Annotated in this window: 19 protein-coding genes and 1 tRNA gene; 13 read left to right on the top strand and 7 right to left on the bottom strand. The window is 71.9% G+C overall.

Translation table 11 applies throughout. The annotated features are described in order from the left end of the window. Positions 1–51: 51 nt before the first annotated feature. The 3 genes from CUT83_RS26955 (at position 52) to CUT83_RS26945 (ending at position 2,155) form a co-directional block, all read left to right on the top strand. Complete coding sequence (locus CUT83_RS26955; protein ID WP_101258424.1) at positions 52–720, top strand: hypothetical protein; 669 nt, start codon at positions 52–54, stop codon at positions 718–720. A 101-nt stretch (positions 721–821) separates the two neighbouring features. Next, positions 822–1,352 (top strand): SigE family RNA polymerase sigma factor, encoded by a 531-nt coding sequence (locus tag CUT83_RS26950; protein WP_101258423.1) that lies wholly within the window; start codon positions 822–824, stop codon positions 1,350–1,352. Next, complete coding sequence (locus CUT83_RS26945) at positions 1,349–2,155, top strand: hypothetical protein (protein ID WP_143688631.1); 807 nt, start codon at positions 1,349–1,351, stop codon at positions 2,153–2,155. Before CUT83_RS26950 ends, CUT83_RS26945 begins: the two co-directional genes overlap by 4 nt. A gap of 59 nt (positions 2,156–2,214) precedes the next feature. Here CUT83_RS26945 and CUT83_RS26940 read toward each other — a convergent pair whose 3' ends face one another. After that, on the bottom strand, positions 2,215–2,709 hold the full coding sequence (locus tag CUT83_RS26940; protein ID WP_101258421.1) for a hypothetical protein: 495 nt from the start codon (positions 2,707–2,709) through the stop codon (positions 2,215–2,217). 224 nt (positions 2,710–2,933) lie between these two features. Here CUT83_RS26940 and CUT83_RS26935 point away from each other — a divergent pair, with 224 nt between their 5' ends. The 5 genes from CUT83_RS26935 (at position 2,934) to CUT83_RS26915 (ending at position 7,463) form a co-directional block, all read left to right on the top strand. Beyond that, on the top strand, positions 2,934–4,676 hold the full coding sequence (locus tag CUT83_RS26935) for a sensor histidine kinase (protein ID WP_101258420.1): 1,743 nt from the start codon (positions 2,934–2,936) through the stop codon (positions 4,674–4,676). Positions 4,677–4,803: 127 nt separating this feature from the next. Continuing rightward, positions 4,804–5,223: a roadblock/LC7 domain-containing protein gene (locus CUT83_RS26930; protein ID WP_093851718.1), complete on the top strand. Its 420-nt coding sequence runs from the start codon at positions 4,804–4,806 to the stop codon at positions 5,221–5,223. Beyond that, the gene (locus tag CUT83_RS26925) at positions 5,220–5,579 is read left to right on the top strand and encodes a DUF742 domain-containing protein (RefSeq protein WP_093851641.1); all 360 of its coding nucleotides are present in this window, start codon (positions 5,220–5,222) and stop codon (positions 5,577–5,579) included. Before CUT83_RS26930 ends, CUT83_RS26925 begins: the two co-directional genes overlap by 4 nt. Continuing rightward, positions 5,560–6,174 carry a GTP-binding protein gene (locus CUT83_RS26920; protein ID WP_101258419.1) on the top strand — a complete coding sequence of 205 codons (615 nt, stop codon included), beginning with the start codon at positions 5,560–5,562 and terminating at the stop codon, positions 6,172–6,174. Before CUT83_RS26925 ends, CUT83_RS26920 begins: the two co-directional genes overlap by 20 nt. Then, complete coding sequence (locus CUT83_RS26915; protein WP_101258418.1) at positions 6,171–7,463, top strand: cytochrome P450; 1,293 nt, start codon at positions 6,171–6,173, stop codon at positions 7,461–7,463. Before CUT83_RS26920 ends, CUT83_RS26915 begins: the two co-directional genes overlap by 4 nt. A 145-nt stretch (positions 7,464–7,608) precedes the next feature. On the opposite strand, the gene CUT83_RS26910 is transcribed toward CUT83_RS26915, so the two are convergent. Next, positions 7,609–8,829, bottom strand: coding sequence for a cytochrome P450 (locus CUT83_RS26910; RefSeq protein ID WP_101258417.1), 1,221 nt, complete (start codon positions 8,827–8,829; stop codon positions 7,609–7,611). Positions 8,830–9,083: 254 nt separating this feature from the next. On the opposite strand from CUT83_RS26910, the gene CUT83_RS26905 reads away from it, so the two are divergent. The 3 genes from CUT83_RS26905 to CUT83_RS26895 all read left to right on the top strand — a co-directional run bounded on the left by CUT83_RS26905 (position 9,084) and on the right by CUT83_RS26895 (position 10,132). After that, positions 9,084–9,305: a type 2 periplasmic-binding domain-containing protein gene (locus CUT83_RS26905; protein WP_101258416.1), complete on the top strand. Its 222-nt coding sequence runs from the start codon at positions 9,084–9,086 to the stop codon at positions 9,303–9,305. A 195-nt stretch (positions 9,306–9,500) separates the two neighbouring features. Beyond that, the gene (locus CUT83_RS26900; protein WP_101258415.1) at positions 9,501–9,728 is read left to right on the top strand and encodes a type II toxin-antitoxin system VapB family antitoxin; all 228 of its coding nucleotides are present in this window, start codon (positions 9,501–9,503) and stop codon (positions 9,726–9,728) included. Continuing rightward, positions 9,725–10,132 carry a PIN domain nuclease gene (locus tag CUT83_RS26895; protein WP_101258414.1) on the top strand — a complete coding sequence of 136 codons (408 nt, stop codon included), beginning with the start codon at positions 9,725–9,727 and terminating at the stop codon, positions 10,130–10,132. The genes CUT83_RS26900 and CUT83_RS26895 overlap by 4 nt, the downstream gene beginning before the upstream one ends. A 249-nt stretch (positions 10,133–10,381) precedes the next feature. Here CUT83_RS26895 and CUT83_RS26890 read toward each other — a convergent pair whose 3' ends face one another. From CUT83_RS26890 to CUT83_RS26880, 3 genes are all read right to left on the bottom strand, one after another. Then, the gene (locus CUT83_RS26890) at positions 10,382–11,239 is read right to left on the bottom strand and encodes a hypothetical protein (protein ID WP_101258413.1); all 858 of its coding nucleotides are present in this window, start codon (positions 11,237–11,239) and stop codon (positions 10,382–10,384) included. A gap of 242 nt (positions 11,240–11,481) precedes the next feature. Then, a tRNA-Pro gene (locus tag CUT83_RS26885) sits at positions 11,482–11,555 on the bottom strand. An 83-nt stretch (positions 11,556–11,638) separates the two neighbouring features. Continuing rightward, on the bottom strand, positions 11,639–12,580 hold the full coding sequence (locus CUT83_RS26880; protein ID WP_101258412.1) for a metallophosphoesterase: 942 nt from the start codon (positions 12,578–12,580) through the stop codon (positions 11,639–11,641). Between the two features lie 194 nt (positions 12,581–12,774). Between CUT83_RS26880 and CUT83_RS26875 the strand changes: the two genes are divergently transcribed. Next, complete coding sequence (locus CUT83_RS26875; RefSeq protein ID WP_101258496.1) at positions 12,775–13,239, top strand: GatB/YqeY domain-containing protein; 465 nt, start codon at positions 12,775–12,777, stop codon at positions 13,237–13,239. Between the two features lie 138 nt (positions 13,240–13,377). On the opposite strand, the gene CUT83_RS26870 is transcribed toward CUT83_RS26875, so the two are convergent. Further along, the gene (locus CUT83_RS26870; protein WP_101258411.1) at positions 13,378–15,804 is read right to left on the bottom strand and encodes a transglycosylase domain-containing protein; all 2,427 of its coding nucleotides are present in this window, start codon (positions 15,802–15,804) and stop codon (positions 13,378–13,380) included. 396 nt (positions 15,805–16,200) lie between these two features. Here CUT83_RS26870 and CUT83_RS26860 point away from each other — a divergent pair, with 396 nt between their 5' ends. Continuing rightward, a complete protein-coding gene (locus tag CUT83_RS26860; RefSeq protein WP_101258410.1) occupies positions 16,201–16,560 on the top strand; it encodes a WhiB family transcriptional regulator in 360 nt (119 codons plus the stop codon). A gap of 123 nt (positions 16,561–16,683) precedes the next feature. Here the strand turns inward: CUT83_RS26860 and bagB are convergent, their stop codons facing one another. Further along, a complete protein-coding gene (gene bagB, locus CUT83_RS26855) occupies positions 16,684–17,886 on the bottom strand; it encodes an ATPase BagB (RefSeq protein ID WP_101258495.1) in 1,203 nt (400 codons plus the stop codon). Positions 17,887–17,914: the final 28 nt, after the last annotated feature.

The following is a 17,914-nucleotide window of genomic DNA, read 5'->3' as shown; positions in this document are numbered from 1 at the left end:
GGAACGGCGTACGTCCCCTGCGGACGCGTACGCCCATGACGTGGAGGAAACATGAGCAAGCAGCGGTTCGTCGCGGCCGGGGTCGCCGCCGTCGCACTGGCGGGCCTGGGCGGCACCGCCTTCGCCCTCCAGAGCCAGGGCCAGAGCCAGGGCCAGAGCCAGAGCCAGGGACCGGGCGGGGACCGGGGAGCGGCGCGTCCGGCCGCCGCCCCCGAGCGTCCGGCCGGCACGGAGACCACCGGCCCGCGGACGTCCTCGGTGGTGCGGGTGGTGCGGCCGTACGAGCCGGTGGAGATCGGTCAGGGCGCGCTGATGGGCCTGCTGCCGGAGGGCAGGCAGAACTACGTGGTCTCCTGGGGCGGCCCGGAGGCCTTCCGGGAGAGCGTCGAGGCCGCCAAGGGCATCGTGGGCGACGACATCCGCCCGAACACCATCAGCGGCGGCTACCACTTCGACGACGGCGAGGTGCTGTTCACCGGGGCGTTCCGCACCGACGTCGTGCCGGGCCGGATCGCCGTCCGCACCGTCGACGGCACCTTCGACGCGAAGATGCTGCGGCTGCCCGGTGACCCGGGCTGGGGCGCCTACCACCTCGACGCGGGCCGCACCGACGCCCTCTCCTCGGACGTCGTCGTGACCGCCTACGCGCCCGACGGCGGCGTCATCGACACCCTGACGATGACGTTCCCCCGTACGCCCCGCACGCCCGGCACGCCGTAGCCCGCCGGCCGTCCCACGCAACGAGACCACGGACGCACGCCGCCGGGCCGGGCGCGAGCCCCCGGCCCGGCGGCGGCCCCACGGCGAACCGAGGCACCCGTTTGAAGACGAGCGCGGAAGCGGAGTACCGGCAGTACGTGGCCGACCGGTGGCCGCGCATGCTCAGGACCGCCTACCTCCTCACCGGCAACCACCACGACGCCGAGGACCTGGCGCAGGTGGCGCTGGCGAAGGCGTACACCGGATGGGAGCGTGTGCAGCGTGCCGCGGACCCGGACGCCTACGTCTGGCGCATCATGATCAACGCCAACGCGGACCGGCTCCGCAGGCTGAAGGTCCGGGAGTGGCTGACCGACCGCTTCCCCGAGCGGCAGAGCGCGGACCGGGCCGACCGGATCGTCGACCGCAGCCTGCTGATGGAGGCCCTGGGCCGGCTGCCGGCGCGGCAGCGGGCGGTGGTGGTCCTGCGCTTCCTGGAGGACCGCAGTGAGAGCGAGGTGGCGGCGGTGCTGGGCACCGGGGTCGGCACGGTCAGGAGCCACACCGCCCGGGCCCTGGCCAGACTCCGCCGCGACGGCGCCGTCCTGGGCCTGGGCCCGGGACGCGGCAGGGCGGCGGTGGTGAACCGATGAGCGGGAACGTGCCGGTGGACGACGGGACCCGGACGGGGGCCGGTGGCGGGGGCGCGGCCGAGACCGCCCGCCTCACGGAGGCCATGCGCCGCGAGGCCGACACCCTGGCCGCCGGCCCGGCACCGGTGGAGGCCCTGGTGAGAGAGGGGCGCCGCCTGGTGCGGCGCCGCCGGACGGCCGCGGGCGCGGCGGCCGCGGCCGTACTGGCCTGCCTGGCCGGCGGCGTACTCCTGCCGCCGCTGCTTGCCTCCCCCGGGCCCGCCCCGGCCGCACCGCCCGCCTCCTCCGCGGCACCGCCGTCCGCGACACCGGCGGGAGTGCGGGTGGTGCGGCCGTACGAGCCGGTGGAGATCGGTCAGGGCGCGCTGATGGGCCTGCTGCCGGAGGGCAGGCAGAACTACGTGGTCTCCTGGGGCGGCCCGGAGGCCTTCCGGGAGAGCGTCGAGGCCGCCAAGGGCATGGTGGGCGACAGCATCCGCCCCGGCGGCCTCAGCTTCGGCCACAGCTCCACCCCGGAAGGGGCCGTCCTCTACACGGGCGCCTTCCGCACGGAGACCGAACCGGCCCGCATCACGGTGACGGCCGGCGGCCGCACCTGGGAGGCGGGGATGGTGCGGCTGTCCGGCGATCCCGGCTGGGGCGTGTACCACGTCGACGCGGGCCGCACCGGGCTCGACACCCGCGCCACCGTCACCGCGTACGGCCCCGACGGCACCGTCCTGGCGCGCAACGACGCAGGCGGCGGGGCCCGCAGCGACGACGGCGGCGGGGCCCGCGACGACGGGACGGACCCCGCCCGGTGACCCCCGTCCCCGGCCGCGTCACGGGGGCGGCCGGGGACGGACCGGGCACGGCGCCCGGCTCAGCAGCCGTCGTACCGCCAGTCGCCCTTCTCGCGGACCCACTGCTGCTTGTGGTGGTCGAACCTCGGCTCGTCGCCCACGCCGTACGTCACGTACGCGGTGTCCTCGCCCCAGAACTCGTCGGCTGAGAACCGCTCCATGGTGTACCGCCTGCCCTCGGTGTTCGCCTCCGCCGCCCGCTCCAGGGTCCCGGCGACCACCTCCTCGGTCACCTCCTCGCGGCAGCGGGCCGAGTACATCGCGTACACGGCCCCGGCATCCGGCTCGTAGTAGGCGTCGACGTACCGGCCCACCGCCTCCTTCAGCGCGGCGACATCCCCGGGGTCCGGGGGAGTGGGAGAAGGGGGCCCGGACGGTGCGGAGGAGGGCGGTGGCCCCTCGCCGCCGTCCGGGCCCCCGTCGTCCCCGCCACCGCCTCCGCCGACGCACGCGGTGGTCAGGAGCAGGGCGGTGGTGACGACCGGTAAGAAGGCGGCCGTACCGCGTACGCGCATGGATGATCCCCCCGGGAAGGTCGTGGTCGCACCCCATCATGCCCCCCGTGGCGGAACGGCCCAAGCACTCTCCACAGGCTCGGCACACGCGCTGTGTGATGCATGGTTACTATGACGAAGGCAATCGCACGAGAAGGCAACTTCCCTTCTTTCAGCGGGCTTTCGGCCGTCGTTTGTCTTCCGAACCGCATCACTCGCCCCCACACAGCCACAGGGATTGCGCGATGTCAGATCCTGCCGCCCCCGGCCAGCACCGAGTGCCCCAAGGACGCCTGCCCCTCGCCTTGCTCGCCGTCTGCCTGACGGCGCTCGTGGCGGGCGGCGCGGCCGGCGCCGCCGCGGCCCCCGACAGCACGCGCCCCTGGGTGCTGGGCGTGATCGTGGTGGCCGCGGTAGTGGCCGTCGGGGCCTTCCTCGCCGTCTTCCTGACGGTGCAGCGGATGACCACCGCCTCCTTGAGCGCGGCGGCCGAGACCGCGGCGCTGCGCCACCGGGCCGAGCAGCGGCAGGCGCACACCGCGCACCTGGCCGACTCCGTGCTGCCGGCGGTCGCCGAGCGGCTGCGGACCGGCGCGCGGCCGGAGGACGCGCTGGCCGGAATGCCCGTCCCGGAGGACATCCCGCTCCAGCGGCTCCTCCACTCCTTCGCCTACGAGGTCTCCTCCGCCACCGGGCAGCGGCTGTCCGCTCAGGCCGAGCGGGACGAGGCGGCCCGGCGGGGACAGGCGCTGGCGGACGGTGTGGACAACCTCCTCGCCAACGTCCTGCCCGGAGCCTTCCAGCGGCTGCGCGGCGGCGCCTCGGCGGGCACGACCCTGGCGAAGGTGCCGCGCCCCGACGACGAGCGGCTGGCCGCCCTGACGGAGTTCGTGATCCGGGAGTACGCGACCAGTGAGCGGCGGTCCGCCGCCGCCCGGACGGCCGGCACCAAGGCCCTCAGCCGGGTGCAGGCGGCTGCCGTGGGCATGCTGGCGGACCTGCGCGAGATGCAGGAGCGCCACGGCGAGGAGGTCTTCGGCGACCTGCTCAGGCTGGACCACAGCACCTCGCAGATCGGACTGCTCACCGACCGGCTGGCCCTGCTGATGGGCGGCCGCGCCAGCCGGGCCTGGAACAAGCCGATCATCATGGAGAGCATCCTGCGCGGCGCGGTGGGACGCATCGCCGCCTACCAGCGGGTCCGTATGCACTGCGCCAGCTCCACCGCGATCGCCGGGTTCGCCGCCGAGGGCGTGATGCACCTGCTCGCGGAGCTCATCGACAACGCGGCGAACTTCTCCCCGCCCATCGACGAGGTCAACGTCTACGTCGAGGAGCGCACCGCGGGTCTCGTGGTGACCATCGAGGACAGCGGACTGCGCATGTCCGACGCCGCGATGCGCCGCGCGGAGAAGGCCGTCTCCGGCGACTCGACCGACCTCGCCCACCTCCAGGGCACCCGGCTCGGCCTGGCCGTGGTCGGGCTGCTGGCCCACAAGTACGGCATCTCCGTGAGCTACCGGCCCTCCTCCCGGGGCGGCACCGGTGTGGTGGTCCTGCTGCCGCCGCACCTGCTGGCCCAGCAGCGCGCCGAGGCCCCGCCGACGGCCGTGGTGCCGGCCGCCAGGGCCCCGCGGCAGACCCAGGCGCCCGCCGCCGGGCCCGCCCTCCCCGCCGCCCCGGCCGCCGCCACCGGTACGGCGACCCCGACCGGCACGGCCGCACCCACGGCCGCACCCACCGCCGCACCCACCGCCGCGTCCGTACCGCCGGACACCGCCGGAACCCCGGCGCCCGCGGCGGGGGAGACCACCCACGGGCTGCCGGTGCGCCCCCGGGGCCGCACCCTGGCCCGGGCCGACCGCGCCCGCGAGCGGGCGGCCGACGCCTCCGCCGGTCTTCCGCAGCGGAAGCGCCCCGCCCGTGACGCCGGAGCGAGCTTCGGGGCGTTCCACCGCTCCAGGCGCCCCGAGAACCCCTCCGAGTAGGCGCGCCCCTCCGACCCACCCGGGGCGCCCGCCCGACCAGCGGGCGCCCCATCCCCAGCGAAGACCGTGAGATTGGAGGCACGGGCCGGTGGCCGGACAGTCGGCCCGAAGAAGCCCGATGCAGATCATGGAGACCACCGACAACAGCCTGACCTGGCTTCTCGAGAGCCTGCTCAACCGCACTCCCGGGACCCGACACGCCCTGGTGCTCTCCCGCGACGGGCTCAAGCTGTGCTGGAGCAGCAGTCTGACCCTGGACCGGGCCGACCAGCTCGCGGCCATCTCCTCCGGCATGCAGGCCCTGGCACAGGGAGCCTCCGTGGAGTTCGGCGACGGGAGCGGAGGGGTGCGGCACTCGATGACGGAGTTCCACGGCGGCCTGCTGTTCATCGTCGAGGCCGGTGAGGGCGCCCATCTGGCCGTCGTCGCCGACGACAGCGCCGACCCAGGTGTGGTCGGCCACCAGATGGACGAGATGGTCGAGCAGATCGGCGAGCACCTGCGCGCCGAGCCCCGCAAGCCGGCCGAGGGCGGCGTCCCGTCATGATCCGCAAACCCGTCGACATCGGCGACCCCCACCGGCTCTACACCGTCACAGGCGGGCGCAGCCGGGGCGAGGAGGCCGGGCTGGACCTGGTCACGCTCATCGTCAGCGAGTGCCGGCCGACGGAGGGCATGCAGTCGGAGCACGTACGCATCCTGGAGCTGTGCGGCCACCCCACCGCGGTGGTCGAGATCGCGGCCGATCTGCGCCTGCCCATCACCGTGGTGAAGATCCTCCTCGGCGACCTGCTCGCCTCCGGACGCATCACCGCACGGAACCCGCGTCCGTCCGCAGCACACGGCGACGCGCCCGAATCCGCCCTGTTGAAGGAGGTGCTCATTGGACTCCGCAACCTCTGAGGCCCCGGCGCGCATGCCGCTCGCGGACGCCGCCGAGACCGGACTGAAGATCGTCATAGTGGGCGGCTTCGGCGTCGGAAAGACGACGCTCGTCAGATCCGTCAGCGAGATCCGCCCCCTGAACACCGAGGAGGTCATGACCCAGGCCGGCGCCGGGGTGGACGACGTCGCCGGCCTGCGGAACAAGAGCACCACCACGGTGGCCTTCGACTTCGGCCGGATCAGCCTCAACGAGCAGACCGTGCTGTACCTGTTCGGGGCGCCCGGGCAGGAGCGCTTCTGGTTCCTGTGGGACCGGCTGTTCTCCGGGACGCTCGGCGCGGTGGTGCTGGTGGACACCCGGCGGATGGCCGACTCCTGGTACGCGATCGACCGGCTGGAGTACCACGGGACCCCGTTCGTGGTGGCCGTCAACCGGTTCGACGACGACGGCTCGCGCTTCTCCCTGGACGAGATCCGCCAGGCTCTGGACCTGCCGGAGGACGTGCCGCTGGTCGACTGCGACGCCCGGCTGCGCGATTCCGGCAAGAACGTGCTGATCACCCTCGTCGACCACCTCTACCAGCAGGCACTGGCACGGGAGATGACCGCATGACCGACCAGCCCGCCCAGTCCGACCGGTCCGCCCAGCCCGCCCCGGGCACCGCCGCACCGCCGTCCGGCTGCTCCGCGGCCCACCCCGACGCCGTTCCGCTCAGCGGCCTGGAGTACCAGCAGACCCCCTTCCAGCTCTACCGGGCGCTGCGCCGCGACCACGGCACGGTCGCCCCCGTGGTGCTGGACGGCGGCATCCCCGCCTGGCTGGTGCTCGGATACGCCGAGGTCTCCTACGTCACCAGCCACGACGAGCTGTTCGCCCGGGACTCGCGGCGCTGGAACCAGTGGCCCGCCATCCCCGCCGACTGGCCGCTGATGCCGTTCGTCGGCTACCAGCCGTCGGTGCTGTTCACCGAGGGGGCCGAGCACCAGCGCCGGGCGGGCGTCATCAGCGCGGCCCTGGAGGAGATCGACCAGCTGGAGTTCTCCCAGGACTGCCAGGAGATCGCCGGACAGCTCCTCGCCGAGTTCGCGGGCAGCGGACAGGCGGAGCTGATGTCCGCCTACGCCCACGCCCTGCCGATGCGCGCGGCGGTCCGGATGTGCGGCATGCCGCTGGAGGGAGCCGACACCGACGAACTGGTCGAGGACCTGCGGATGTCCCTGGACGCCTCGGAGGGCGACGACCCGGTCGCCGCCTACGTCCGCGTCCAGGAGCGCATCCAGCGGCTGGTCGCCGAGAAGCGCGAGGATCCCGGCCCGGACGTCACCTCCCGCATGATCGCCGACCCGGCCGGGCTGACCGACGAGGAGATCGTGCAGGACCTGATCTCCGTCATCGCCGCAGCCCAGCAGCCCACCGGCAACTGGATCGGCAACACCCTGCGGCTGCTGCTCACCGACGACCGCTTCGCCGTCAACGTCTCCGGCGGCCGGGTGAGCGTGGGCCAGGCGCTCAACGAGGTGCTGTGGCTGGACACCCCCACGCAGAACTTCGTCGGCCGCTGGGCGGTCCGCGACATCCAGCTCGGCGGCCGGCAGATCAGGGCCGGCGACTGCCTGGTCCTGGGGCTGGCCGCGGCCAACACCGACCCGCAGATCTGGCCCGAGGGGCACGTCGGGGCGCAGGTCAACTCCGCCCATCTGAGCTTCAGCAACGGCGAGCACCGCTGCCCCTACCCCGCCCCCCAGCTGGCCGACGTCATCGCCCGCACCGCGGTGGAGACGCTGCTGGAGCGGCTGCCGGACATCGTCCTGGCGGTGGAGCCGGAGGAGCTGGCCTGGCGGCCGTCCGTCTGGATGCGGGGGCTGACCTCCCTGCCGGTCGCCTTCACGCCCGTGGTGTAGTCCCCGCGCCGGGCCGTACGCCCGGTGGCTCGTGCAGCCGGCCGTACGGCCGACCCCGTACAAGCCGCCCGTGCCGCCGCCGGAACTCTCCCTTCCGGCGGCGGCACGGGCGTATCCGGACCTGTTCCGGGTTCCTCCCGTCCGGTCAGGCGGCGGGAGTGAACACCACCGGGACCTCCTTGGGGCCGCGGGTGAACACGCCCTGCTCGGCGACCTCGGCGCCGTCGGCCAGCCGCATGTCCGGCATGGCGTCCAGTAGTTGGTTGACGCCGATCTCGACCTCGGCCTTGGCCAGCAGCGCCCCGACGCAGAAGTGCCGGCCCAGTGCGAAGGCCAGGTGGTCGGCGGCGGCGGAGAAGGCGGTGGTGGACGTCAGGTCGTCGCGGAAGATGTCGAAGGAGTCGGGCTCCTTGTAGTGGCCCGGGTCGCGGTTGGCGGCGCCGATCAGGCAGGTGACGGTCGCCCCGGCCGGAATCGTGCCCCCGCTGACCTCCACGTCCTGCGCGGTCTGCCGCATGATCATATGGACGGGCGGGGTGTAGCGCAGGGTCTCGGCGAACGCCCGGTCGATCAGGGAGCGGTCCTCCCGTACGGCGGCGAGCTGCTCGGGGTGGGCCAGCAGATTGGCGAAGATGGCGGCGATCGCCTTGTCGGTGGTCTCCCCGCCGGCGGCCAGCAGCAGACTGCAGAACGCCTTGATGTCCTCGTCGCTCATCCGCACACCGTCCACCTCGGCGGCGCACAGCGTGGACAGCAGGTCGTCGCCCAGGTTCTCGCGGCGCTCCCGGATGATGGGAATCATGTACTCGGCGAACTCCACCCGGGTGCGCTCGCCGTCCGCGGTCACCTCCGGGTCGCCGGACAGGTTGCCGAGGAAGGCGATCACCGAGGTGTACCAGCGGTGGAACCTGGGGTGGTCGGCCTTGTCCAGACCCAGCATGTCGGCGATGACGTTGACGGGGAAGCGGGTGGCGTAGGCGTCCACCAGGTCCACCCTGCCGGTGTGGCGGAAGGCGTCGATGAGGTCGCGCGAGTTGCGCTCGATGACCGGCAGGAACTTGTCCCGCAGGTCGCTGCCGCGGAAGGCGGGGGCCACCAGAGCCCGGCGCACCGCGTGCTCGCGGCCGCTGAGCTGGAGGATCGTCTTCCCGTGCACCGGCTCGATCTGCCACTCGTAGTTGTCGGTGGTGAACGAGGTTCCGTCCTTGAACGCCCGCTCCACGTCCTCGTAGCGGGAGACGATGTAACTGCGGGTGGCTTCGTGCCAGATCAGCGGCGCGCTCTCACGCATCACGCGGTAGGCGCTGTAGGGGTCGGCGGCGAACTCGGGCGAGAGTATGTCGGGGAACTGCTGTGTGCTGGCCAAGGCGAGCTCCATCGAAGACGTGACGGGCAGACAGGCTCAGGGTATTGATCACCCGCCGACTGGAACAGCCTTGCCAAAGCACATGCACATCACATATGCAGCGTCAGAATCCTTGCCGGAGCGGCGATTTCAAGCCATCCACCGCCGCACGCGACCGTTGCTCCCCCGAACACCCGCCATCGTTGTGAACGCAGAACACCCCGCCGGCGTGTCCGCCGGGAAGCGCCGGAGGTCATCGCCTGTCCTCCGGGACCGTGCGGTGGCCCGGCTTCAGCCTCGGCTTCGTCGTCGGAGGCGAGAACTGCGCCACCGCGCAGGGCTTCGGCGCGGCCGGTCCCGGCGTCGGCCCGATGCCGGGCCTGGGGTTGCGTGCCCGACATCCCTGCGCCGTCGTACGCCCGGCCCGCAACCCCGAACCGGTCAGGATGGTCTCGTCAGCCGTACGGGAGGCCGCCCTCGAACAGCCCGCTCTGTGAAGCCTGCTGGAGGCGCTGTGCGATGTGGCCATTGCCGCCCGCCCGACGGGGCGGAGGTGGACTGACCCACGCCCCCTTCGTCCCGGCCCTGGACGGCTCCAGGAACCTTCACCGCGACGGGTCGAGTGAGCCACCTCCGTATACATTGGATCATGTATCATGATGCATGGTCCAATATATACGGAGGTGGGGCTCATGAGCAGAACCGTCATCGACCTCGACGACGACGCTCTGGAAGCCGCGGCGAAGGAACTGGGCACCTCCACGAAGCGGGACACCATCAACACCGCCCTGCGTGAGATCGTGGCCCGTAACCGCCGTCTGCGCGCCCTGCACGAACTGCAGGACCTGGCGGAGGAAGGCGCCCTCGACGTCGACCTCCTCCTGGACAAGCGCAACTACCGAGGCGGCTCCGCCCGGTGAGCGTGGCCGACTACCTCGTCGACACGTCCGCTCTGGTTCGCATGCTGCTGCGTCAGGCCACCGAGGAATGGGAGCAGCGGATGGGCGCCGGGCTGATCGCCCTGTGCGATCTGACGGAGCTGGAGATGCTCTACTCCGCACGTTCCGGGAAAGACCGTGAAGCCGTCCAGGACCGACTGAACCAGTTCGCCTGGTGTCCCATGCCCGACGGTGTCTACCGGCGGGCCCGCGTCGTCCAGCGTGAGCTCACCGCCAAGGGCGAGCACCGCAGCGCCGGACCCGTCGACCTTCTTGTGGCCGCAGCCGCGGAAGAAGCAGAACTCACACTGCTGCATTACGACCGCGACTTCGAAACCATTGCCCGTACCACCGGGCAGTCTGTTCGAATGATCGATCTCAGGTAGCCGGTCAGCTCCGGAAGCCGCCGCCGTGACGGCCCCCGCCCCGCACCGCTGCCTCGATGACCGTACTCTTCACCGCTCCCCACCTCCTGCGCATACCCGCGAACGCCCGTCGTCCGGCCGGGGCGATCACGGGGCCTAGAAGGGCAGAGCCGTGTCCCGTAGGTTGAACGAGGTCGACGACATCGAATGGAACTGAGTACTGGAGCGAAGACCGGGGCGGTTCAGGCTTCTCCGCGGGCGGGTGGGCCGTCAGCCGGTCTGAAGTTCCTCCGCGATCCGTGCCGTCGTCCGGCGTGCCGGCTCCGGGCGGGGGTCCTCGGGGTGGGCGTCCGGGGCCAGGATCTTCGCGCAGACGAACAGGGTCATCAGCTTGCCGTCCCGGCTCTCCAGATCGCGGCGCCGCTCCCGGCGGACGCGTTCGGCCAGGGCCGGGACGGCGAGGGAGTTGCCCCACAGCGATGCGGCATCCAGCCCTCGGGGTGCCATGCCCCAGTCCTCCCAGTCGAACAGGCAGAACTCCGGACCGGTCATGTTCGCCCAGTTCAGGTCCGCGTGCGCGGGCCGCCACCGGCTCACCGTCGTATCGATGCCGTCGGGCAGGAAACGGCGGACCGCCTCGGTGACACCCCGCTGGGTGATCGTGACGGTGTCCGGGGTGGCGACACGGCTCGTGCGGTGGGCGGCCAGCGCGTCCAGCGAGGCGTTCAGCGCCCGCCACCACGCATCCGGCAGTCCGGGGTCGGAGGCCAGGACACTGGTGCCGATCGGCGCTCCGGGCAGCAGATCGGTCTCATCCGCCCGCCACATCGCGGCACCGTCCGGCCGGCGCCACACCACCGCCCGGTGCCACCGGGGCTGCGCGACTCCTTCCAGCACGGCCGCGCACTCGGTGCCGTTCCAGCCCTGGCCGCCGATCTTCTCCATCCGGCGCCGCTCGATGCGCACCCATGTGCCCCGGTCCGTCCGCGCGCCCAGCGAGCGCCGCTTGCGTACCAGCGTGTCCCGGTCCAGCCGGGTCCGGAGGGAGCGCTCGACGTCGTCGAGCACGGTGTCGACCGGCTCGATTCTCAGGTCGGCCGATGCGGCGGCAGGCGCGGAAGACGGCATGGAACCTCCTTGGCAGCCGGGAAGGCCGCGTGGGCTGACCGCCTGGGATTGTGGGCTGGAGTGTGGTGTTGGCCGAGGCGGTGGACGTTGCCAGGTCAACGCAACGTCCAGAGCCTACGGCCCGTTCGGCACGCCACGGCCCGAAAGCCGGAGATCGAGGTCGGCTCCCAAGCGGCCCCCGGAAACCACTCAGGGGCCCGATCCGCTATGCGGATCAGGCCCCTGACCTGGTGTTTCGGCTGTCGGGGTGGCGGGATTTGAACCCACGACCTCTTCGTCCCGAACGAAGCGCGCTGCCAAGCTGCGCCACACCCCGTGTGCAACGAGGACTACTTTAGCCCACGCCCGCGCTCAGGAGAAATCCGGTTTCCGGGTGCGGCGGAGGTGCGGCGGGCGCGGTCAGGGGCGCTCGATGAGGGTGAGGAGAGTGGCCTCCGGGGGGCAGGCGAAGCGGAACGGGGTGTAGCGGTTGGCGCCGCAGCCCGCCGAGACGTGGAGGTAGGAACGGTGGCCGTCCGCCTCGTGGTGGGACAGGCCGCGGGCCCGGTCGGTGTCCAGGTCGCAGTTGGTGACCAGGGCGCCGTGGAAGGGGACCCGGAGCTGGCCGCCGTGGGTGTGACCGGCCAGGATCAGCGGATAGCGGTCGGCGGCGAAGGCGTCCAGGACGCGCAGGTACGGGGCGTGGACGACGGCGAGGGGGAGGTCCGCGTCCTGCTCGGGACCGCCGGCCACCTCGTCGTAGCGGTCGCGCTTGATGTGCGGGTCGTCCAGCCCGGTGAGGGCGATCTCCTCGCCGCCGTCGAGCTTGATCCGGCCGCGGGTGTTGGACAGGCCGACCCAGCCCGCCGAGTCGAAGGCGTCGCGCATTCCCTCCCACGGGTTGTGGACGGCGCCGACGACCGGGGGGTTGCCGTTGAGGCCGTGTCGGCCGCTGGCCTTCTCCATCAGGTAACGGGCGGGGTTGCGCAGCCGGGGACCGTAGTAGTCGTTGGAGCCGAAGACGTACGCGCCGGGGAACTCCATCAGCGGGCCGAGCGCGTCCAGGACCTCGGGGACGGCCTCCGGGTCGGAGAGGTTGTCGCCGGTGTTGACCACGAAATCGGGCCGCAGCCCGGCCAGCGACTGGAGCCAGCGCTGCTTCTTGCGCTGACCGCCGACCATGTGGATGTCGGAGACCTGGAGTACGCGCAGCGGCCGCATCCCGCGCGGCAGTACGGGCACCGTGACACGCCTGAGGCGGAACGAACGGGCTTCGATGCCCGCCGAGTAGGCGAGGCAGGCCGCGCCTACCGCCGTGATGCCGAGGGGGATTCTGAGGGAGAGCGGGTATCGCGCAGGCATGGGCCCATCGTCGCAGACATGCGGGCGGGGCGCGGGCGCACGGGCGGCGGGAACGGTCCGGGCCCGGGGCCACGCGGTGAGGGTGACGGAAGGGGCCCGGAGGCGATGCGGGGGGAGGGCGCGGGGGAGAGGGTGCTGGGCGGCGCGGCACAATGCGGTGGGCGTCGGGCACCGCCTCCTGGCACACTTCCGACATGACCACGCTCAAGACCCGGCTCCAGGACGACCTCACCGCGGCGATCAGGGCGCGCGACGAGCTGCGCTCCTCCACCCTCCGCCTCACGCTGACCGCGATCCAGAAGGAGGAGGTGGCGGGCGAGAGCGCCCGCGAACTGTCCGACGCCGAGGTCGAGAAGATCATCACCCGTGAGGCCAAGAAGCGGCGCGAGGCGGCGGACGCGTTCGCCAAGGGCGGGCGCGCCGAGCAGGCCGAGCGGGAGCGCGCGGAGGGCGAGGTGCTCGCCGAGTACCTGCCCAAGCAGCTCACCGACGAGGAACTGGACGCGCTGGTGGCCGAGGCCGTGGCGGAGGCCAGGGCGGCCGGGGCCGAGGGGCCGAGGGCCATGGGCGCCGTCATGAAGATCGTGAACCCGAAGGTGGCGGGGCGCGCGGAGGGCGGCCGGGTGGCCGCCGCCGTCAAGAAGCGACTGGCGGGCTGACCGCGGGCCCGCGGTCAGCCCGCGGGGGTTCACACAAGGTCCGCGGGCAGGCGGAGGAACGGCGGAGGGGCCCCGGTGCGGGGCCCCTCCAGTGTGTTCACGTGTGTATTTGTGAGCGCCGCGGCGCCGCCGCGTCGGCTATCGCGGGTTCCAGCCGCCGTCCTGGCCGGAGGTCTGCCAACCCCCGCTGCCGTTCGTGCCGTTGCCGCCGCCTGCGTCCCAGCCCCCGGTGGTGGAGGTGGCGCCGATGCTGTCGCCGCCTGTGTCACCACCGGTGTCGCCACCGGTCACACCGCCCACGGTGGTGCCGACCGTGGTGCCGTCGGTGGTGCCGCCCATGGTGCTGGTGCCCCCGCCCCCGCCGGGGCCCCCGTTGCCGCCTCCGCCGATGATGCCGGGCGGGAGGGAGATGTCGGGGAACGGGTTGCCGGGACGGCGGTCGCCGGGCTTGTCGTCGTCGCGGTCGCGGCCCTTGTCCTTCTTGTCATCGGTGTCGGCCCGCGGCACCCGGACGTCGTTGAAGGACTCGACGGGCTCGCCCTGAAGGGCCCCGGTCATCGCGGTCTTCCAGATGGGGCCGGGCAGACAGCCGCCGCAGACCTTGGGGTAGAACTGGCCGCCGATGGTGATGTCGTACATCTCCTGCGGGTCGCCGATGTCGTCGCCGACCCAGACGGCGGTGGAGAGGTTCGGGGTGTAGCCGACGAACCAGGCGTCCTTGCGGCCGTCCGTCGTACCGGTCTTGCCCGCGTTGTCGCGGTCGGTCAGACCGGCCCTCGTCCCGGTGCCGTCCTCCACCACGCCCTTGAGCATCTTGTTGATGGAGTCCGCGATGTGCTCGGACATCGCCCGCTCGCACTTGGTCCGGGGGACCGGGAGCTTCTTGCCGTCGGAGTCGGTGACCTTCTCGATCGCGACCGGCGAGCAGTAGGTGCCGCGGTCGGCGAATGTGGCGTACGCGGCGGCCATGGTCAGCGGGCTGATGTTCTGCCCGCCCAGGAGTATCGCCGGCTTCTGCTCGACGGGCTTGCCGCTGCCGAGGTGGACACCCATCTTCCCGGCCGTCTCCACGACGTCGCACAGGCCGACCTTCTGGCCCAGATCGACGAAGTAGGTGTTGATCGACTTGCTGAGGGCGCCGGTCATGTCCCAGGTGCCCTTCTCGGACTCCAGCTCGTTCTGGACATCCCAGCTGCCGCTGCCGTAGGGCTTGTTGCCGCAGACCTTGAAGTCCCCCAGGCTGAAGGAGGTCTTCCAGTCGCTCTTGTAGGTGCTCGCGGGGCTGACGCCGTCGGCCATCGCGGCGGCGGCGATGATCGGCTTGAAGGTGGAGCCGACCTGGAAGCCGTGGGTGCTGCCGCCCATGGAGTTGTCGACCGCGAGGTTGAGCAGGGTCTGGTTCTTGTTCTGGTCCAGGCCGTAGGGGCGGCTCTGGGCCATCGAGAGGATCTTCCCGGTGCCGGGCTCGACCTGGACGACGGAGGCGGCCACGGGGTCGTCCTTGTAGACCTTGCTGGTGGCGGCCTCCGCGGCGGCCTTCTGAGCCTTGGGCGAGAGCGTGGTGCGGACGGTGAGGCCGCCGCGCTTCCAGAGGTCCTTGCGCTCCTCCTCGGTCTTGCCGAAGACCGGGTCGGTCAGGATGACCTTGCGGACGTAGTCGCAGAAGAAGCCCGCCTTGTCGGTGGCGGTGATGCAGCCGCTCCTGGGCTTGCTGACCTTGAGGCCCAGGTCCTTCTTCTTGGCCGCCGCGACGTCCGCCTTGCCGGCCGCGCCCGTCTCGGCCATGCGGTTGAGCACGATGTTGCGGCGCTTGACCGCCCGGTCGGGGTAGTTGACGGGGTCGTAGTAGGTGGGGGACTGGACGAGCCCGGCCAGGAGCGCGGCCTCGTGGAGTTCCAGGTCGGCGGCGTTCTTGGAGAAGTAGCGCCGGGCCGCGGCCTCGATGCCGTAAGCCTGCTGGCCGAAGAACGTGATGTTGAGGTAGTTCTCGAGGATCTGCTCCTTGCTGAGCTCCTCCTCGATCCTGATCGCGTACTTCAGTTCCTGGATCTTGCGGCCGATGGTCTGCTGGGTGGCCTCGGCGACCTTCTCCTGGTCGTCGCCGGCCTGCTCCACGAAGACGTTCTTGACGTACTGCTGGGTGAGGGTGGATCCGCCCTCGGCGACCTCGCCCTGCTGGGCGTTCCTGTTCAGAGCGCGCATCACGCTCTTGAGGTCGATCGCGCCGTGCTCGTAGAAGCGGGAGTCCTCGATCGCGACGATCGCCTTCCGCATGGTGGGGCTGATCTTCTTCAGCGGCACCACGGTGCGGTCGCGGTAGTAGTCGGTCGCGATCAGGTTGCCCTCGGAGTCGAGGATCCGGTTCTTCTGGCTGAGCGGGGGGCGCTTGAAGTCCATGGGGATCTCGTCGAAGCTCTCGACGGTGCCCTTGGCGGCCAGCCCGAGGCCGCCGGCCACGGGCAGCGCGATACCCGCCAGCACCGCTCCCGAGAGCACGCTGACGCCGAGGAACTTGGCGGCCTGTTGGGTCCCGGACAGCCCGCCACCCGAGCGCTTGTTTGGCATGAGGGCAGCCTACGTTCTCAATCGCCGGACAGGTGTGCGTGTGTTCGCCTACGCTGTATCACGTCTGACACGGTCGTTCGGTTCCTTGTCAACTCACGGTTCACTCCATCGAGTGTTGAGATGTGACCGAATTGCAATCCGGTGTCAGGAAACATCCAGTCCCGGCCTCTTGGGATATGCGCCCAATGCCCGTTTTGGGGCGAGGGGTCGAAGTCATTCTTCAGTCACTCCGTTGGGTGATCTGCCACGCACGCATAGTCCGTTCGGGCCATTCAAGATTGGGCCCGTCGGGGGTGTTGCGCCCTGGCCACCTTCCGTAACGTCCTGCCCTGGCAGCGGTGAATATGCCGTCTGCCGCCGTGGGGGAGCCTCGATTCGGGAGAGGACGGCGCCGGCATGGGCTGGGTTACCGACTGGAGCGCGCAGGCGGCCTGCCGCACTGCGGATCCGGATGAACTGTTCGTACAAGGGGCGGCGCAGAACCGCGCCAAGGCGGTCTGCACCGGATGTCCGGTGCGCACCGAGTGCCTGGCCGACGCCCTGGACAACCGTGTGGAGTTCGGAGTCTGGGGCGGGATGACCGAGCGGGAACGAAGAGCGCTGCTGCGCCGCCGCCCGACGGTCACCTCCTGGCGGCGGCTGCTGGAGACCGCGCGCACCGAGTACGAGCGCAGCGCGGGCCTGCTGCCCGTGGAGGTCGAGATGCGCGAGCACGAGGCGCGGCGCTACAGCGGCGACTACGCCGCCGCGGGCTGAAACCGTTCTCCGGCTCCGGGCCACGGGCTCTCGGCAGGGTCCGGCGGGACACCGCCTTCGGCGGAGACGCCCATGGCGGCGGCCGGGAGACCGGCAGGGCCGACGGTACGGCCGCCGGCGGCGCTAGGCGGGCTCGACGCCGGGCTGCTCCGCCAGACGTCCGCCGATCGCCCGCAGCCCCTCCAGGTCGTGCACATCGCCCGGCAGCGCGGCCACCTCGGCCACCGGCACCTCCGGGTGCAGCGCGGCGAAGCGGTCGCGCGTGCGCCGCTCGCGCGCCAGGACGTGCATCCGCTCCGCGTGCAGCCTCAGCATGCCCGCGGCCAGCCGTTCGGCCGTCGCGGGAGCCGAGGGGGAGTCCTCGGGGAGACCGGCGATGTCGTCCTCCTCGAGATTCTCCGCGGCCGCCAGCGCCCGCTCCGCGCTGAGGTGGGCCGCCTCGCTGCCGTGCATGCGGTTCAGCACGAGTCCCGCCAGCGGCATCCGGTCCGCTGCCAGCCGCTCGACGAAGTACGCCGCCTCGCGCAGCGCGTCGCGCTCCGGGGCCGCCACCACCAGGAACGCCGTCCCCGGCGCCTGGAGCAGCCGGTACGTGGCGTCGGCGCGGGTGCGGAAGCCGCCGAACATCGTGTCCATGGCCGCCACGAACGTCTGCATGTCGCGCAGCAGCCCCGTGCCCAGCAGCTTGTTGAGCAGCCCGGTGAACACCGACAGCCCGGACACGCCCAGGTTCACGAACCTCATCCCCGCCCGGCCGCCGGCCTTCGCCGGAGCCGTCAGCAGCCTGATGAACCGCCCGTCCAGGAACGACCCCAGGCGCTTGGGCGCGTCCAGGAAGTCCAGCGCGGAACGGCTCGGCGGGGTGTCCACGACGATCAGGTCCCACTCGTCGCCCGCGCGGAGCTGGCCGAGCTTCTCCATGGCCATGTACTCCTGCGTCCCCGCGAAGCCGGCCGACAGCGACTGGTAGAAGGGGTTCTCCAGGATCGCGCGGGCCCGCTCGGGGTCGGTGTGGGCCTCGACGATCTCGTCGAAGGTCCGCTTCATGTCGAGCATCATCGCGTGCAGCTCGCCGCCCGGCGCGCCGTCGACGCCCTCGACCCGGCGCGGGGTGTTGTCCAGCTCGGTCAGGCCCATCGACTGGGCCAGCCGGCGGGCCGGGTCGATGGTGAGGACGACGACCTTCCGGCCGCGCTCGGCCGCGCGTACACCCAGGGCCGCGGCCGTCGTCGTCTTGCCCACGCCGCCCGCGCCGCAGCAGACCACGATCCGGGTGCCGGGATCGTCGAGCAGCGCGTCGACGTCCAGCACCGGAAGCGTGCCCAGCCCGGGTGCCTGTCCGTGCGCCTGTCCG

It is taken from the genome of Streptomyces barkulensis (genome assembly GCF_002843305.1).
GTDB lineage: Bacteria > Actinomycetota > Actinomycetes > Streptomycetales > Streptomycetaceae > Streptomyces > Streptomyces barkulensis.
This window is presented reverse-complemented; position numbering and strand designations above follow the sequence as displayed.

What these genes read in the sequence shown, in the direction of transcription:
- CUT83_RS26955 (WP_101258424.1), top strand. Translation starts at nt 52, where the DNA reads ATGAGCAAGCAGCGGTTCGTCGCGGCCGGGGTCGCCGCCGTCGCACTG.
- CUT83_RS26945 (WP_143688631.1), top strand. Translation starts at nt 1,349, where the DNA reads ATGAGCGGGAACGTGCCGGTGGACGACGGGACCCGGACGGGGGCCGGT.
- CUT83_RS26940 (WP_101258421.1), bottom strand. Translation starts at nt 2,709, where the DNA reads ATGCGCGTACGCGGTACGGCCGCCTTCTTACCGGTCGTCACCACCGCC.
- CUT83_RS26935 (WP_101258420.1), top strand. Translation starts at nt 2,934, where the DNA reads ATGTCAGATCCTGCCGCCCCCGGCCAGCACCGAGTGCCCCAAGGACGC.
- CUT83_RS26930 (WP_093851718.1), top strand. Translation starts at nt 4,804, where the DNA reads ATGGAGACCACCGACAACAGCCTGACCTGGCTTCTCGAGAGCCTGCTC.
- CUT83_RS26925 (WP_093851641.1), top strand. Translation starts at nt 5,220, where the DNA reads ATGATCCGCAAACCCGTCGACATCGGCGACCCCCACCGGCTCTACACC.
- CUT83_RS26915 (WP_101258418.1), top strand. Translation starts at nt 6,171, where the DNA reads ATGACCGACCAGCCCGCCCAGTCCGACCGGTCCGCCCAGCCCGCCCCG.
- CUT83_RS26900 (WP_101258415.1), top strand. Translation starts at nt 9,501, where the DNA reads ATGAGCAGAACCGTCATCGACCTCGACGACGACGCTCTGGAAGCCGCG.
- CUT83_RS26890 (WP_101258413.1), bottom strand. Translation starts at nt 11,239, where the DNA reads ATGCCGTCTTCCGCGCCTGCCGCCGCATCGGCCGACCTGAGAATCGAG.
- CUT83_RS26880 (WP_101258412.1), bottom strand. Translation starts at nt 12,580, where the DNA reads ATGCCTGCGCGATACCCGCTCTCCCTCAGAATCCCCCTCGGCATCACG.
- CUT83_RS26875 (WP_101258496.1), top strand. Translation starts at nt 12,775, where the DNA reads ATGACCACGCTCAAGACCCGGCTCCAGGACGACCTCACCGCGGCGATC.
- CUT83_RS26870 (WP_101258411.1), bottom strand. Translation starts at nt 15,804, where the DNA reads ATGCCAAACAAGCGCTCGGGTGGCGGGCTGTCCGGGACCCAACAGGCC.
- CUT83_RS26860 (WP_101258410.1), top strand. Translation starts at nt 16,201, where the DNA reads ATGGGCTGGGTTACCGACTGGAGCGCGCAGGCGGCCTGCCGCACTGCG.